The following is a 14,925-nucleotide window of genomic DNA, read 5'->3' on the forward strand; positions in this document are numbered from 1 at the left end:
TTGGCCCGAAAATCGGAATCGATTTCGGAAGGCATGATGCGTAGCTTAAAGTGAGTTAGAGCGTGCTTTGCGCGTCCAATAGGGCGCGCGGCCTTCAATTCGTCGGCCAAGCGGATAGCAAGCGGCTAATACGCATATTCCATGAACACCGGCTCGATCGAGCCGCCCCAGCGCGTATGATAGGCGGACAGCAGCTCTTCGGCGCTTGTCGTGCCGCGTGCGACGACTTCGTCCAGCGTGCTGAGGAACGACGTTTCGTCGTAGCCGTCGCGGTTCTTGCGGCCGCGGTTCTTCAGCCCCATGCGCGAGATGACGAGCACGTCGCGCGCGATCTCGCGCAGTGTCGTGTTGCGGAACGGCGCCGAAATGCCCTGTTCCGGCACGGCGTTGCGCATCGCCAGCACCTCTTCATAGCTCCAGCTCGAGGTCAGCGCCTCGGCCGCGTCGAGCGCCGCCGCGTCATAGAGCAGCCCGACCCAGAAGGCCGGCAGCGCGCAGATGCGCCGCCACGGTCCGCCATCGGCGCCGCGCATTTCAAGGAAACGCTTCAATCGCACGTCAGGGAACAGCGTCGACAGATGGTTCGCCCAATCGCCCATCGTCGGCAGCCCGTCGGGTATCTCGTTGCGGGCCGCGCCTGCCATGAACTGGCGGAAGGTGACGTGTGTCATGTCGTGGTACTGGCCGTCGCGGATGACGAAATACATCGGCACGTCGAGCGCCCATTCGACATAGTCGGCGAAGCCGAAATCGGGCGAGAAGCAGAATTCGAGCAGGCCCGAGCGCTGGTTGTCGGTGTCGCGCCAGATATCGCCGCGCCAGCTCTGAAATCCGTTAGAGCGCCCCTCGGTGAACGGCGAGTTGGCGAACAGCGCCGTCGACAGCGGCTGCAGCTTCAGCGACACCTGCATCTTGCGGCGCATGTCGGCCTCGCTCTCGAAGTCGAGATTCACCTGGATGGTGCAGGTGCGGTACATCATGTCGAGGCCCTTGGTGCCGACCTTGGGCATGTAGCGCGTCATGATCTCGTAGCGCGATTTCGGCATTTTCGGCGTCTCGGCCAGCGACCATTTCGGGCTGCCGCCGAGGCCGAGGAAGCGGATGCCCATCGGCTCGGCGATCTCGCGCACCTGCGCCAGATGCGCATTGCCTTCGCGGCAGGTCTGGTGGATCGTCTCCAGCGGCGCGCCGGACAGTTCGAACTGGCCGCCGGGCTCCAGCGAGATCGCGCCCTGGCCGGTCGGTTCGACCAGGCCGATGATGCGACCGGCATCCATGATCGGATCCCAGCCGAGTTTTTCCTGCATGCCTTCGAGAATGGCGCGGATACCGTGCTCGCCGCCATAGGGCACCGGCGCGTTGCCGTCGACATAGAACGGGAATTTCTCGTGTTCGGTGCCGATGCGCCATTTGTCGCGCGGCTTGTTGCCTTCAGCCAGATGCGCGACAAGCTCGTCGACGCCTTCGATCGGCCGGAAATCGGTTGTGTCGCGCGCCATCACAAGTCCTCTGTAGCGGTCGGACGACCGCCGGCGCTAGATGGACGAAATGTCAGTAGGCGATCAAGCGAAAAATCCTGAGCCACAGGGTAACTGGAATTGATTGACGCTGCTTCTTTCCTTCTCCCCTTGTGGGAGAAGCTGGATTGGCGCGCAGCGCCGAGACGGATGAGGGGTGCTCCAGCTTGGCATCGCCGCGTTCGGTCCAGTACTCCTCATCCGACCGAGCTTCGCTCGGCCACCTTCTCCCACAAGGGGAGAAGGGAAGTGCCTCACCAGTCCCCGATTGTTGCCTGCATCACCGCCAGTGCCGCCACCGCAGCCGTATCGGCGCGCAGGATGCGCGGACCGAGCGGAATGGCGGTTACGAAAGGCAGCACCCTCAGCATCCTTCGTTCCTCGTCGGAAAACCCGCCCTCGGGCCCGACCAGCAGCCCGAACTTCTTCTCCCGCACCGCTTGCAGCGCGGGCAGGGGATTGTTGGTCGAGGCATCCTCGTCGCAGAAGATCAACCGCCGCTCCTTGTCCCAGCCGGCCAGCAGGCGCTCGAACTTTTCCGCTTCGCGCACCTCCGGAACCGCCAGGATGCCGCATTGTTCGGCGGCCTCGACGACATTGGCGCGCAGGCGTTCGATGCCGGGCTTCGCCACTTGCGTGTGCTGTGTGATGACAGGCTGCAGGACGCCGGCGCCCATCTCGGCCGCCTTCTGCACCAGATAATCGAGCCGACCCTGCTTCAATGGCGCAAAGCAGTAGATGAGATTGGGCAGCGGCGGCTGCGGCCGCTGCAAGGCCAGCACCTTCAGCCGCACCGCTTTTTTGGATTTCGCGGCGATTGCCGCCGACCATTCGCCGTCGCGGCCGTTGAACAACAGGATTTCGGCGCCTTCGCCGAGCCGCAGCACATGCATCAGGTAATGGCCCTGCTGCGGGCTCGCCTCGAACTCGATACCCGGTCCGAGGTCGTTCGGCACGAACAGCCGCTGCATCTTGTAATTGGCGCGCATCGCCGAGGAATGGGCGAGCCAAACCTTGGCGTCAAGCCTCAGCGCTCGCGTGCCACACCGGTTCGTAGCCTTGCCGCAGCACGGAAACGGCGGTTGCCGGCGTGAGCAGGCGGATTGGACGGTCGGCAAAACCGCCGAACCTCACCGGATCGCCATAGCCTGCGAACGACCAGCGCAGTGGCTTGCCGCCGCGCATCGCATAGGCGTTGCCCCCTTCCGCAATCATGGCGCCGTCCGGCAACGCGGCAAGCTCTTCAGCGGATACGACCGGTGCCCGCCCACCTGCCGCCAGCCGCTCCTTATGCAGCCGCTTATCAACCTGCGGTGCGCGCGGCTCGGCAATGCCGTAGGCCACGCCGAAGCGCTGGACGAAGTCGCTCGCCCGCTCGCGCCGGCAGAAGAAGCAAGGCCGATGTCCGGCCGAGAGCGCGGTGACCTCGTCCAGGAAAAACAGCTCGGTCCAGCCGGTCTTGCCACCGTCCCTGTTTCGGCCCATCGGCTCGCGCCGTACATCGCGGAATTCACAGACGCAGATGATCCAGGCCTGCAGTGCCCAGCGCTTCTTCAGCAGCGTCTTCGTTTCGGGGTCATGGATGATACCGCGATTGCCCATCAACAGGCCGCGCTCCGGCACTGCACGGAGAACGCCGAACGGGTCTACGCGGTTCTGCAGTGGCATAGCTTTCTCCCCGAATACGCATCTTGGCCGGAATGACGGCGGCATGATATCGCTCGACGAATCATTTCATGCCAGCAGGTTTTCAATGCGGGTGCTGGTGGTCCAGAATTTCGACAGTGAGGGCCTTGGCCAGATCGGCGCAGCGCTTGTCGAGGCGGGCGCCGATATCGACCTGCGCCGGCCCTATTGTGGCGAGACGCTGCCGCAGGACAGCGATGCGCACGACGCCATGGTCGTGCTCGGCGGCGCCCAGAATGCGCTGGACGACGAGATTTGCCCGTATTTCCCTGAACTGCTCGACCTGACGCGCGATTTTGCGAACAAGGATCGCGCCGTGCTCGGTATCTGCCTTGGCAGCCAACTGGTCGCGCGCGCCTTAGGCGGCGAGAACCGGATCGGCGGCGCCTCGGAATTCGGCTGGCACAAGGTCTCGCTCACTCCGGCGGCGAAGGCCGATCCGGTGCTCGCAGCGCTGCCCGAAAATTTCCCCATCTTCGAATGGCACGACGACACTTTTGCCTTGCCTGAAGGTGCCGTGCGGCTCGCCGGCAACGAAGTCGCCGAGAACCAGGCGTTTCGCATCGGCCGCGCCGTCTATGGCTTTCAGTTCCATTTCGAGGCGGACCGGCCGATGGTCCGCGACTGGAGCTCATCCTTCGCATCGCTCATTGCCGAACGGCACCCGGACTGGAGCGATCGGCTCGACGACGAAATGGCCCATCACGGACCGGATGCCGATGCCGCCGGGCTGGCCATCGCCCGCGCCTGGGTGGCGACGATCTGACGGCTGTCGGTCCCTAAGTTGCATATTTGGCACGCCGGCAAATATCCGCTGTGGACAGCTTGTTTCGTCCTTGGCTTGTGGCCGCCCGCCACCCTAGAAGGCACGCGCTCTGCATCTTCCGTGCAACGCGATGAACCCTTTGTCTCGCTCGCGCGACACATCGCCGATACAGAACATGCCTAGAAGCGCGAAATCGTCGAAATTTTGAGACGTATTTCCGTTTCAACCCATTGGTAACCCGCCTCGTGCACAGATGCAGAGAGCTCAACAAGAGATGACATCCGTGAAAGCAGCGCTTCTGTCCTTTGTCATGTTGTCGGCCATAGTGTTGTGCGGCTTCGGCACTTATGCCGGCGACGCAGCCAACAACCACAACGCCGTCGACGGCTACGGCGTCACCGCCGCGCTTCGCTAAAACACAGACTTGAAGCGCGACGCGCTTTAGGCCCTCTCACCTGACACCACCAGGATACGCTTGTCGGCGCCGTCAACGACGAGCGCGCTGAGATTTCCCGTCTGGTAGGCGAGCGTGTCGATATTGACGCGGTTGACCATCACCTCCGCCTCCGGCACCGGCGTGTGGCCATGCACCACGATCTTCGGATGCAGGCCGGAATGATTGTGGAAGACATCGCGGATCCAGATCAGGTCCTGCGTGCTCTGACTTTCCAGCGCAATGCCTGGCCGGATGCCGGCATGGCAAAAGAAGAAGTCGCCAAAGGTCAGTGAAAACGCTAGCGACTGCAGGAAGTCGACATGGCTTTTCGGCACGGCCTCGACCAGCGCCGCATGGCCTTGCCGCAGTGCCGCCTCGGACCTGCCAAACCACGCACCGCCGCCTTCATTGAGCACCACGCCATAGGACTGCGCGGTCTGGATGCCGCCATAGCGCATGAAAAGCCCGTCCGCATCGGGTGCATCGAGGAAGTCGAGGAAGCCGATGTCGTGGTTGCCGGCGAGCATCAGGTGGCGCGGGTCGCGTTTTCGCACTTCGATCAGGAAATCGAGAACGCCCTTGGAGTTCGGGCCGCGGTCGACATAGTCGCCGAGATGGATGACACGCCAGTCGGCCGGCCGCGCCTCCCGGATCTCGGCCGCAATCCGGCGGTACATGGCGACGAGCAGGTCGAGCCGGCCATGCACGTCGCCGACCGCATAGATGCGCATGCCTCCCGGTCCGCGCGCGTCGAGAAAGTGGATGCCGGGGGCAATCAATGCGTCCATCTCCGTGATCATGCCATCACGGGAGTCTAACGCCGAAGCTGATCCTTGCCCATGTCGGTTACCAGACGCTTTCCGCACAGTGCCAGCGTTATGTCCATCTCCTTGCGGATGATTTCCAAGGCTTTGGTGACCCCATCCTTGCCGAGCGCGCCAAGGCCGTAAAGGAAAGGCCGGCCGATATAGGTGCCCTTGGCGCCAAGACACAGCGCCTTTAGCACGTCCTGGCCAGAGCGGATGCCGCCATCCATATGCACCTCGATCGTGTCACCGACAGCGTCGGCGATCTCTTCCAGCACCTCGATCGACGACGGCGCACCGTCGAGCTGGCGCCCGCCATGATTGGAGACGATGATCGCGTCGGCGCCGGTCTTGGCCGCCATCAGCGCGTCTTCCTTGTCGAGGATGCCTTTCAGGATCAGCTTGCCGCCCCAGCGTTCCTTGATCCAGGCGACGTCCTTCCACGACAGATGCGGATCGAATTGCTCCGTCGTCCACGACGACAGCGAGGTGAGGTCGCCGACGCCCTTGGCGTGGCCGACGATGTTGCGGAAGGTCCGGCGCTGGGTACCTGCCATGCCGATGCACCAGCCCGGCCTGGTCGCCATCTGCCAGATGTGTTTCGGCGTGAAGCGCGGCGGCGCCGACAGCCCGTTGCGGATATCCTTATGGCGCTGGCCGAGGATCTGCAGGTCGAGCGTCAGCATCAGCGCCGAGCATTTCGCCGCCTTCGCCCTGTCGATGAGATTGAGAACGAAATCCTTGTCGCGCAGCACATAGAGCTGGAACCAGAACGGCTTCCTGGTCACCGATGCGACATCCTCGATCGAGCAGATGCTCATCGTCGAAAGCGTGAACGGCACGCCGAATTCCTCCGCCGCCTGCGCCGCCAGCATCTCGCCATCGGGGTGCTGCATGCCGGTCATACCGGTCGGCGCCAGCGCCACCGGCATCGCCACCTTCTCGCCGATCATGGTCGATTCCAGCGAGCGGTTGCTCATGTCGACCAGCACGCGCTGGCGGAACTTGATCTTTTGGAAATCCTCCTCGTTGGCGCGGTAGGTGCTTTCGGTCCATCCACCTGAATCGGCATAGTCGAAGAACATCTTCGGCACGCGGCGGCGCGCCAGGTCCTTGAGATCGGCGATGGTGAGGATCATGCTCATGAGTTTTCCGCTGGTTGTTCGCTAATTCGTCGTTGTTGATTTTTCTTAGCCGGCGCTCATGAGCGTTTTCTTGCCGGCTCGCTGTCGCCGGCCTCTGAGCGCTGCATCAGCCTCAGCCGCGACACACGTTGCCAGTCGCCGCTGCGCTCGGCCTCGGCCATGGTGCGTTCGACATGGGTGATGTGGTCCATCGCCGCCTGCCGTGCGGCCGCCGGATCGCCGGCCTTGACCGCCGCGTAGATCGCCCGGTGCTGCGAAAGCAGCGCTTCGCGCGCGCCCGGCACGTTGAACACCAAGAGCCGGTTCTGGAAGACGCCCTCCGACAGCAGCCGGTAGCACGAGCGCAGCGTGTGCAGGAGGATGATGTTGTGCGCGCATTCGCAGATCGCGTGGTGGAACTCGACGTCGATTTCCGCCTCGTCGTCGAAGTTGCCGGTCCGGTGCGCCTCGTCCATGCGTGCCATGATGCGGTCGAGCAGCGCCAGGTCGTCCGATGTGGCGCGCCGCGCCGCATACTCGGCCGCCACCGCCTCGATCTCTCGGCGGTATTCCAGATAGTCGGTCGCCGCCTTGCGATGCATCGAGATCAGGTCCGTCACCGGCTTGGTGAACAGCTGGCCGATGACATCGGCGACATGGGTGCCGCCGCCGGGCCGCGTCGTCAAAAGTCCGCGTCCTTCCAGCGCCTTCAGCGCGTCGCGCAGGATCGGCCGCGACACCTCGAACCGGCGTGCCAGCTCGCGCTCGCCCGGCAACCTGTCGCCGGTGCGCAGAACGCCTTCGAGGATCAGGCTCTCGATCTGCTGCACCACCTCGTCGGCGGTGCGAGAATGCTCGATCCTGGAGAAAATATCGCTCAACGGGGATGGCCTGGGGATTGAACCGGTGTCGCGCAGGATAAAGCCAGTGTCGCCAACTGGTCAAATTATTTATCCAATTCGTCGGTTGGCCGGATCCAACGTCGTCGCGGCATATCGATTTCGGCTAACTTGTCATTTGCGTCCCCCGGCAATTGGCTCTAGAGGGACGCGATTGCACTAGGCCCGGGGGACCAGCCGTGGCAGATGACCCGTCCAATCTCAAATTTCAGCCGCGCGTCGAGGGCAGCGTCATGGGCTTTCCCGCGCATCAGGGACGGCCTGGCGCGCTCGGCGAAGTTCACGCCCGTCCGCATCCGCTGGTCGAGAAACCGCGCGTGCTGGTGCAGCTTTCCTTCATGACCGAAGCTGGGTCCGGCGTCGACCAGGCCGTGCTTTCCGAACTGTCGCGGCGGCTCGGCATCGCCGCGCCCGACCCTCATGCACGCCACCACGCGATGAAGTGGGGCAAGGGCTCGCTGCGCTGGGAACGGCACACGGAATTCTCCACCTATCTGTGGGAAGGACCGCTATCCGAGAGCGGCCAGCGCCAGGAAGATTCGCCTTTCGGCCACGGGTTTTCGCCGCCGGGAACGGTGATTTCCGGCATCAGGCTCGAAATCCGCAAATGGACGCAGGCGAGCGAAAAGCTGATCGCCAGCTTCGACCCGACCAGCCTGTCCTATTCGCTGGTCGAGCGCGGCAACGCCGCCATCGTCACCGATTTCCGCCAGGACGGTGACGGCATGACCCGCATGCTGGTGCTCGACCGCGGCCTGACGCCGGCACGCACCGGCGCGCTGGCGCAGCGGCTGATCGATATCGAAACCTACCGCACGCTGGCCATGCTTGGCCTGCCGCTGGCGCTGATGCAGTCCGGTCGCGCGCGCCGCATCGAAGACAGGCTGGCGCAGACCACACTGGAAATGAAAGTCGCCGAAACCCGCGACAGCCAGACGCTGCTTGCCGACCTGACCGAGCTTGCCGCCGAGCTGGAGGCCGATGCAGCCTCCAGCCTCTATCGCTTCGGCGCCAGCCGCGCCTATGACGGCATCGTCCGCGAACGGCTGGAGGCGCTGGAGGAGGAGGCGGTGCCCGGCTACGACACCTGGGGCGGGTTCCTGCAGCGTCGCGTCGCCCCCGCCATGCGCACCTGCCGTTCGGTCGAGGAGCGTCAGGCCAATCTTTCGACGAAGCTCACCCGCGCCACCACGCTGCTGCGCACCTGGGTCGACGTCGAAGTCGAGAAGCAGAACCGCGATCTGCTGGCGTCGATGAACAACCGCGCCCGCCTGCAACTGCGCCTGCAGCAGACGGTGGAAGGGCTCTCGGTCGCCGCCGTCTCCTACTACGTCGTCGGCCTCATCGGCTACGTCGCCAAGGGCGCCTCGATATTCGGCCATGCCTTCGCGCCCGAGCTCGTCACCGCCGCCTCGGTGCCGCTCGCCATCCTGCTGGTCTGGTGGGGCGTGCGCCGTGTGCGCCGCTTGCACTCCGAACCCGCCAAGCAAGCGGGCGAGTAGGACCGGGTCACCCTCCCGGTCCAAACAACCCACAAGGGGAGGATGAAATCTCAGCGGCGGATTGCCGCTGCGGAAGGCCGTCCCGGTGTCGGCGCTCGATTTCGGCCAAAGCAGGATTTGCAACAGGCGCCTGCCGCTGGTAAAAGATTTTTACCAGTCGATCGAAGGAGACTGTCGATGTCCGGCCTGCTGATGCCGAAGCCAGACGACGCCACTATGCGCCGGCGCGACGAGATCGTCGCCGATATGCGCATCATCGTGCCGGGCGAAGGCGTCGTCGACGCTGCCAATTCGATGCGTGCGTTCGAGAGCGACGGCCTCACCGCCTATCGGCAATTGCCGCTGGTCGTGGTGCTGCCCGAAACGGTGGCGCAAGTCTCGCGCGTGCTGAAATATTGCAATGACCGCAACATACGCGTCGTGCCGCGCGGTTCCGGCACATCTTTGTCCGGCGGGGCGCTGCCGCTCGAAGACGCCGTGCTGCTGGTCATGAGCCGCTTCAATCGCATTCTCGAGATCGATTTTCCCAACCGCATCGTCGTCGCCCAGCCGGGCGTCACCAATCTCGGCATCACCACCGCCGTCGAGCAGGAGGGCTTCTACTATGCCCCCGATCCATCCTCCCAGATCGCCTGCTCGATCGGCGGCAATGTCGCGGAGAATTCCGGCGGCGTGCATTGCTTGAAATACGGCCTCACCGCCAATAATGTGCTCGGTATCGAGATGGTGCTGATGAACGGCGAGGTGGTGCGGCTCGGCGGCAAGCATCTCGACGCGGAAGGCTATGACCTGCTCGGGGTGATGACCGGTTCCGAAGGGCTTCTCGGCGTCGTCACCGAGGTCACTGTGCGCATCCTGAAGAAGCCGGAGACGGCGCGCGCGCTGCTGATCGGCTTCCCGACCAGCGAGCAGGGTGGCCAATGCGTCGCCGACATCATCGGCGCCGGCATCATCCCGGGCGGCATGGAGATGATGGACCGCCCGGCGATCCACGCGGCCGAGGATTTCGTCCATGCCGGCTATCCCTTGGATGTCGAGGCGCTGCTGATCGTCGAGCTCGACGGGCCGGGCGTCGAGGTCGATCATTTGATCGGCCTTGTCGAAGCCATCGCCTATAGGAACGGCTCGACCACATGCCGCACCTCGCAGTCGGAGCAGGAGAGGCTGAGCTTCTGGGCCGGCCGCAAAGCTGCCTTTCCGGCGGTCGGCCGCATCTCGCCCGACTACTACTGCATGGACGGCACCATCCCGCGCAAGGAACTGCCGCGCGTGCTGCACGGGATGCGCGAACTGTCGGAGAAATACGGGCTCGGCGTCGCCAATGTCTTTCACGCCGGCGACGGCAACCTGCATCCGCTGATCCTATATGACGCCAATGTGCCGGGCGAGCTCGACAAGGCGGAAAGTTTCGGCGCCGACATCCTGCGGCTCTGCGTCAAAGTCGGCGGCGTGCTGACCGGCGAGCACGGGGTGGGGGTGGAGAAGCGCGACCTGATGCCGGAAATGTTCAACCAGATCGACCTCGACCAGCAGATGCGGGTCAAATGCGCTTTCGATCCCAGCCATCTGCTCAACCCAGGCAAGGTGTTTCCGCAGTTGCGCCGCTGCGCCGAGCTCGGACGCATGCACGTGCATCGCGGGCAGACAGCGTTTCCGGACATTCCGAGGTTTTAAGTGGAAGCGTTGGCGCTTGAACACCCGCCTCTGTCCTGCCGGACATCTCCCCCTCAAGGGGGGAGATTGGCAGCTTGCACGTCTCACCCTTCTTTCAACGTTCGAGATTGGCGAAGCCAGAGGCGACGTCCGATCTCCCCCCTTGAGGGGGAGATGTCCGGCAGGACAGAGGGGGGCGCGAAGGATCGCGGCGTATCGCCATGACCACCTTCACCCCCGCCACCGCAGCCGAAACCCTCGCCACCGTCCAATGGGCCGCCGCCGAAGACTCGCCGCTCGAAATCCTCGGCCATGGTTCCAAGCGCGGTATCGGCCGACCGCTGCAGACCGAGCATACGCTCGACCTGTCGAAGCTGTCCGGCGTGACGCTCTACGAGCCGGCCGAACTGGTGCTGTCGGCCAAAGCCGGCACGCCGCTCGCCGACATCGAAAGCCTGCTTGCCGAAAACGGCCAGCAGCTGGCCTTCGAGCCGCTGGATTACGGCCCGCTGCTCGGCGGTGAGTTAGGGCGAGGCACGATCGGCGGCGTGCTGGCCGCGAACCTTTGCGGCCCGCGCCGGCTGAAGGCGGGGGCGGCGCGCGACCATATTCTCGGCGTAGCGGCGGTTTCCGGTCGCGGCGAGGCCTTCAAGTCCGGCGGCCGCGTCGTCAAGAACGTCACCGGCTACGACCTGTCGAAACTCATGGCCAACAGCTGGGGCACGCTTGCCGTCCTCACCGATGTCACCTTCAAGGTGCTGCCATCAGCCGAGACCGAAGTCACGCTCGCTCTGCGCGGCCTGCTCGACGATCATGCCGCCGCCGCCATGGCGCTGGCGCTCGGCTCCAGCGCCGAAGTGTCGAGTGCTGCCCATCTTCCCGAACGCGTCGCCGCGCGGGTCGCCGGCGGCAGCCTCGGCAATGCCGCGGCGACATTGCTGCGCGTCGAGGGATTCGGGCCGTCGGTCGCCTACCGCATCGCCGCGCTGAAAGACCTGCTCGGAAATGCCGGCCCGCTCGAGGAGATTTCGGGCGATATCTCGCATTCCGTCTGGCGCGCCATCAGAGATTGCGCGCCGTTTGCCGACGGCCTGGAAAAGCCGGTGTGGCGCGTGTCGATGGCGCCGGCGCAAGGTCACCAGATGGTGCTGGCGCTGCGCATGCAGGCGGCGGCCGATGCGTTCTATGACTGGCAGGGCGGACTGATCTGGCTGCGCATGGAGCATGGCGATCCCGAGGCCGATCTTCTGCGCGGCCTGGTGAGACAGTATGGCGGCGGCCATGCGACGCTGGTGCGCGCCGCGCCTTCGCATCGCGCCGCTGTGCCGGTGTTTGAGCCGCAGGCGCCGCAACTGGCAGCGTTGTCGGCGCGGCTCAAAGCCGAATTCGATCCTAAGAATATCCTCAATCCCGGCCGTATGGCGCCGGCTGCAAGCTCTGCTACTCTTAGCACCGCAACCGAGGGAGCAGCATTATGAGCGACATCGATCCAGGCCCGACCGATTCAGGTAAACCCGCGCCGCGCCAGACCGACCGCTGGCTGGAGCCGGGTTCGACCAACGCGCTGGTCATCTACATCCTCTATCTCGCCAGCCTCGTCATCGGCGTCACCGGTATTGTCGGCATCGTGCTGGCCTATATCAACCGCGGCAAAGCAGGCGGCTTCGTCGAGAGCCACTATACATTCCTGATCCGCACCTTCTGGATCGGCCTGCTTTATGCGTTGATCTCGGTTGTGCTGATGATGGTGGCGATAGGCGTCGTGCTGATGTTCGCCGTCGCCGTCTGGTTCATTGCCCGCTGCATTCTCGGCCTGCAGGCGCTGCAGCGCGGCGAGCCGGTCAGAGACCCGGAAAGCTGGTTCTTGGGATTATAGGATTTTTGCGTGCAGACCAATTTTTCGCTTGCCCAGCTTGCCGATCCGCATGTCGCGGAATCGGAGAAGATCCTGCGCAAATGCGTGCATTGCGGCTTCTGCACGGCCACCTGCCCGACCTATGTGACGCTTGGCAATGAGCTGGATTCGCCGCGCGGGCGGATCTACCTGATCAAGGACATGCTGGAGAACGGTCGCCCCGCTGACAAGCAGATCGTCACCCATATCGACCGCTGCCTGTCCTGCCTCGCCTGCATGACCACCTGCCCGTCGGGCGTCAACTACATGCATCTGGTCGACCACGCCCGTGCCCATATCGAGGAAACCTACAAGCGCCCGCTGCTCGATCGGCTGACGCGCACCATGCTGGCCTTTGTGCTGCCTTATCCCTCGCGCTTTCGTGCCGCGCTCAGGCTGGCGAGGCTAGCGCAGCCATTCGCCGGTCTGTTCGAAAAGATCCCGGCGCTGAAACCGCTGGGCGCAATGCTCAAGCTTGCCCCGGCGTCGGTTCCTGCGGCCTCGCCAATGGCTTCGCCGGGCGTCCATGCCGGGCAGGGCGCAGCAAAAAACGGCCGCGTCGCCATTCTCACCGGCTGCGCACAATCCGTGCTCGATCCCGGCATCAACGACACGACGATCGCGCTGCTGACGCGGTTGGGCGTCGAGGTCGTGGTTCCCGAGGGTGAGGCCTGCTGCGGCGCGCTGGTGCATCACATGGGCCACGAGGAGGCAGCCCTTGCCTCGGCAAGGCGCAATGTCGACGCCTGGACGCGCGCCATCGAGCAGGGCGGCCTGGATGCCATCGTCATCACCGCGTCCGGCTGCGGCACCACCATCAAGGACTACGGCTTCATGCTGCGCCTCGACCCGGCGTATGCCGACAAGGCGGCGCGGGTGTCGGCGCTGGCCAGGGACATCACCGAATATCTGGTAAGCCTCGACCTGCCCGAGCCGGTGCGCAAGCCCGGTACCATCGTCGCCTATCACTCCGCCTGCTCGATGCAGCACGGCCAGAAGATCACCCGCCAGCCCAAGGAGCTTTTGGCCAAGGCCGGCTTCGTCGTGCGCGAGCCGCGCGAGGGGCATCTGTGCTGCGGCTCGGCCGGCACTTACAACATCCTGCAATCCGAGATTTCGGTTCAGCTGCGTGATCGCAAGGTCAGGAATATCGAAGCGACAGGTGCTGAAATCGTCGCCACCGGCAACATTGGCTGCATCACCCAGATTGCGTCAGCGGCGAAGCTGCCGGTGGTGCACACGGTAAAACTGCTCGACTGGGCCTATGGCGGACCGAGGCCGGAAGGCGTTCCGGACAACAGGGCAGTCGTGGCAGCGGAGTGACGGGACAGTTCTGAAGGCGAGCCCCCTCATCCGGCCGCGGAGCCTGTCCTCGGGCTTGCCGGAGGCAAGACCCGTGGGCGGCCACCTTCTCCCCGTTGGGGAGAAGAGACTGGTGCCGGCCTTGAAAGCCTCCTCTCCCCTCGGGGAGAGGTCAGCCGAGCGAAGCGGAGGCTGGGCGAGGGGGCCTGCCGCTACGTGCCTATTCCGCCGCGAGCTTGTCCACCACGCCGTAGGTCGCCTGATAGAGCGCGCGCTGGCGGTTGAGCGCTACCATCGTGTTGCGCAGCAGGATCGCCACAGTGATCGGCCCGACGCCGCCCGGCACCGGCGTGATCCAGGACGCGACATGCTTGACGCTCTCGGCGTCGACGTCGCCAACGATGCGGGTCTCGCCGTCCGGTCCTGTCTCGGCATTGATGCCGATGTCGATGACGGCTGCACCCGGCTTGACCATGTCGGCCTTGATCAGCCGCGGCTTGCCGACGGCGACGAACAGCGCATCGGCACGGCGCGCGTGCGCTGCCACCGAGCGCGTCATGTGATGGCAGACCGTCACCGTCGCGCCCTCGCTCATCAAGAGGAAGGCGATCGGCTTGCCGACGATCTCGGAGTGGCCGACGATGACGACCTCGAGCCCCTTCAGATCGAGGCCGGTCTCCTTGAGCAGTTCGACCGAAGCGGCCGCCGTGCACGGTGCAAGGTCGAGCTGGTTGTAGACGATGTTGCCGATCGAGGCCGGGTGCATGCCCTCGACGTCCTTGAGCGGATGCACCGCCGCCTGAAGCGTCTTGATCGGGATATGCACCGGCACCGGCCGCTGGATGATGATACCGGTGACGCGCGGATCGGCATTAAGGCCGTGGATCGCTGCTTCGAGTTCGCCGGCGGTGATGTCGGCGGCAAACCGTCTTTCCTCGAAACCGATACCGGCCAATGCCGCCTTGGCGCGCTGGTTGCGCACATAAACGTCGACCGCAGCGGTGTCGCCGACGGTGATCGATATCAGTTTGGGCGGAAAACCTTCTGCGGTGGCGATCGCTGCATCCTCGCGCACCGAGGCGATGATGCGTTGGGCGACCGGGCCGCCGCGGAGATAGCGGCTGTCATCGGACAGGGACATGTAGATTGGCCTTTGTCTGGGAACGTTGCAGCCGACATAGCAAAATAACGAGAAGAATGGCAGCGAGAATGCGAACCGCCATACCCCGGGCGCGACCTACCGGTCAAAGCTGACCCTGCCAGACATGATCCTGTCGCGTCCTAGAAACAGAAAGGGCAGCGCGGTTTGCCGCGCTGCCCTTTCTTGACTGGCCGCATCC

Annotated in this window: 14 protein-coding genes; 7 read left to right on the top strand and 7 right to left on the bottom strand. The window is 64.4% G+C overall.

Going from position 1 to position 14,925, the window contains the following annotated elements:
- Positions 1 to 125: 125 nt before the first annotated feature.
- The 3 genes from EN807_RS12270 to EN807_RS12280 form a co-directional block, all read right to left on the bottom strand.
- Positions 126 to 1,499, bottom strand: coding sequence for a glutamate--cysteine ligase (locus tag EN807_RS12270; RefSeq protein WP_135935104.1), 1,374 nt, complete (start codon positions 1,497 to 1,499; stop codon positions 126 to 128).
- Between the two features lie 272 nt (positions 1,500 to 1,771).
- Entirely contained in the window at positions 1,772 to 2,506 is a 735-nt protein-coding gene (locus EN807_RS12275; protein ID WP_135935105.1) for a 16S rRNA (uracil(1498)-N(3))-methyltransferase, read from the bottom strand.
- A 31-nt stretch (positions 2,507 to 2,537) separates the two neighbouring features.
- On the bottom strand, positions 2,538 to 3,185 hold the full coding sequence (locus EN807_RS12280; RefSeq protein ID WP_135935106.1) for a hypothetical protein: 648 nt from the start codon (positions 3,183 to 3,185) through the stop codon (positions 2,538 to 2,540).
- A gap of 85 nt (positions 3,186 to 3,270) precedes the next feature.
- Between EN807_RS12280 and EN807_RS12285 the strand changes: the two genes are divergently transcribed.
- Complete coding sequence (locus EN807_RS12285; RefSeq protein ID WP_135935107.1) at positions 3,271 to 3,969, top strand: type 1 glutamine amidotransferase; 699 nt, start codon at positions 3,271 to 3,273, stop codon at positions 3,967 to 3,969.
- Positions 3,970 to 4,252: 283 nt separating this feature from the next.
- A complete protein-coding gene (locus EN807_RS37385) occupies positions 4,253 to 4,384 on the top strand; it encodes a hypothetical protein (RefSeq protein WP_258124092.1) in 132 nt (43 codons plus the stop codon).
- Positions 4,385 to 4,410: 26 nt separating this feature from the next.
- Here EN807_RS37385 and EN807_RS12295 read toward each other — a convergent pair whose 3' ends face one another.
- From EN807_RS12295 to EN807_RS12305, 3 genes are read right to left on the bottom strand one after another with little or no spacing between them, the layout of a single operon-like run.
- Complete coding sequence (locus EN807_RS12295; RefSeq protein WP_135935847.1) at positions 4,411 to 5,184, bottom strand: metallophosphoesterase; 774 nt, start codon at positions 5,182 to 5,184, stop codon at positions 4,411 to 4,413.
- A gap of 35 nt (positions 5,185 to 5,219) precedes the next feature.
- Positions 5,220 to 6,356 carry an alpha-hydroxy acid oxidase gene (locus EN807_RS12300; protein ID WP_135935108.1) on the bottom strand — a complete coding sequence of 379 codons (1,137 nt, stop codon included), beginning with the start codon at positions 6,354 to 6,356 and terminating at the stop codon, positions 5,220 to 5,222.
- A 56-nt stretch (positions 6,357 to 6,412) separates the two neighbouring features.
- Entirely contained in the window at positions 6,413 to 7,216 is an 804-nt protein-coding gene (locus EN807_RS12305) for an FCD domain-containing protein (protein ID WP_127318954.1), read from the bottom strand.
- 197 nt (positions 7,217 to 7,413) lie between these two features.
- Between EN807_RS12305 and EN807_RS12310 the strand changes: the two genes are divergently transcribed.
- The 5 genes from EN807_RS12310 to glcF all read left to right on the top strand — a co-directional run bounded on the left by EN807_RS12310 (position 7,414) and on the right by glcF (position 13,606).
- Positions 7,414 to 8,736: a DUF3422 family protein gene (locus EN807_RS12310; RefSeq protein WP_135935109.1), complete on the top strand. Its 1,323-nt coding sequence runs from the start codon at positions 7,414 to 7,416 to the stop codon at positions 8,734 to 8,736.
- 177 nt (positions 8,737 to 8,913) lie between these two features.
- Positions 8,914 to 10,410 (top strand): FAD-linked oxidase C-terminal domain-containing protein, encoded by a 1,497-nt coding sequence (locus EN807_RS12315; protein ID WP_135935110.1) that lies wholly within the window; start codon positions 8,914 to 8,916, stop codon positions 10,408 to 10,410.
- Positions 10,411 to 10,610: 200 nt separating this feature from the next.
- The gene (locus EN807_RS12325) at positions 10,611 to 11,867 is read left to right on the top strand and encodes an FAD-binding protein (RefSeq protein WP_135935112.1); all 1,257 of its coding nucleotides are present in this window, start codon (positions 10,611 to 10,613) and stop codon (positions 11,865 to 11,867) included.
- A complete protein-coding gene (locus EN807_RS12330) occupies positions 11,864 to 12,265 on the top strand; it encodes a DUF4870 domain-containing protein (RefSeq protein WP_135935113.1) in 402 nt (133 codons plus the stop codon). The genes EN807_RS12325 and EN807_RS12330 overlap by 4 nt, the downstream gene beginning before the upstream one ends.
- 9 nt (positions 12,266 to 12,274) lie before the next feature.
- Positions 12,275 to 13,606: a glycolate oxidase subunit GlcF gene (glcF, locus tag EN807_RS12335; RefSeq protein WP_135935114.1), complete on the top strand. Its 1,332-nt coding sequence runs from the start codon at positions 12,275 to 12,277 to the stop codon at positions 13,604 to 13,606.
- A 199-nt stretch (positions 13,607 to 13,805) separates the two neighbouring features.
- On the opposite strand, the gene EN807_RS12340 is transcribed toward glcF, so the two are convergent.
- Positions 13,806 to 14,726, bottom strand: coding sequence for a bifunctional 5,10-methylenetetrahydrofolate dehydrogenase/5,10-methenyltetrahydrofolate cyclohydrolase (locus EN807_RS12340; protein WP_135935115.1), 921 nt, complete (start codon positions 14,724 to 14,726; stop codon positions 13,806 to 13,808).
- Between the last annotated feature and the right edge of the window lie 199 nt (positions 14,727 to 14,925).

Origin of the sequence: Mesorhizobium sp. M5C.F.Ca.ET.164.01.1.1 (genome assembly GCF_004792125.1) — a bacterium.
In the GTDB taxonomy this organism is placed as follows: Bacteria; Pseudomonadota; Alphaproteobacteria; order Rhizobiales; family Rhizobiaceae; genus Mesorhizobium; species Mesorhizobium wenxiniae.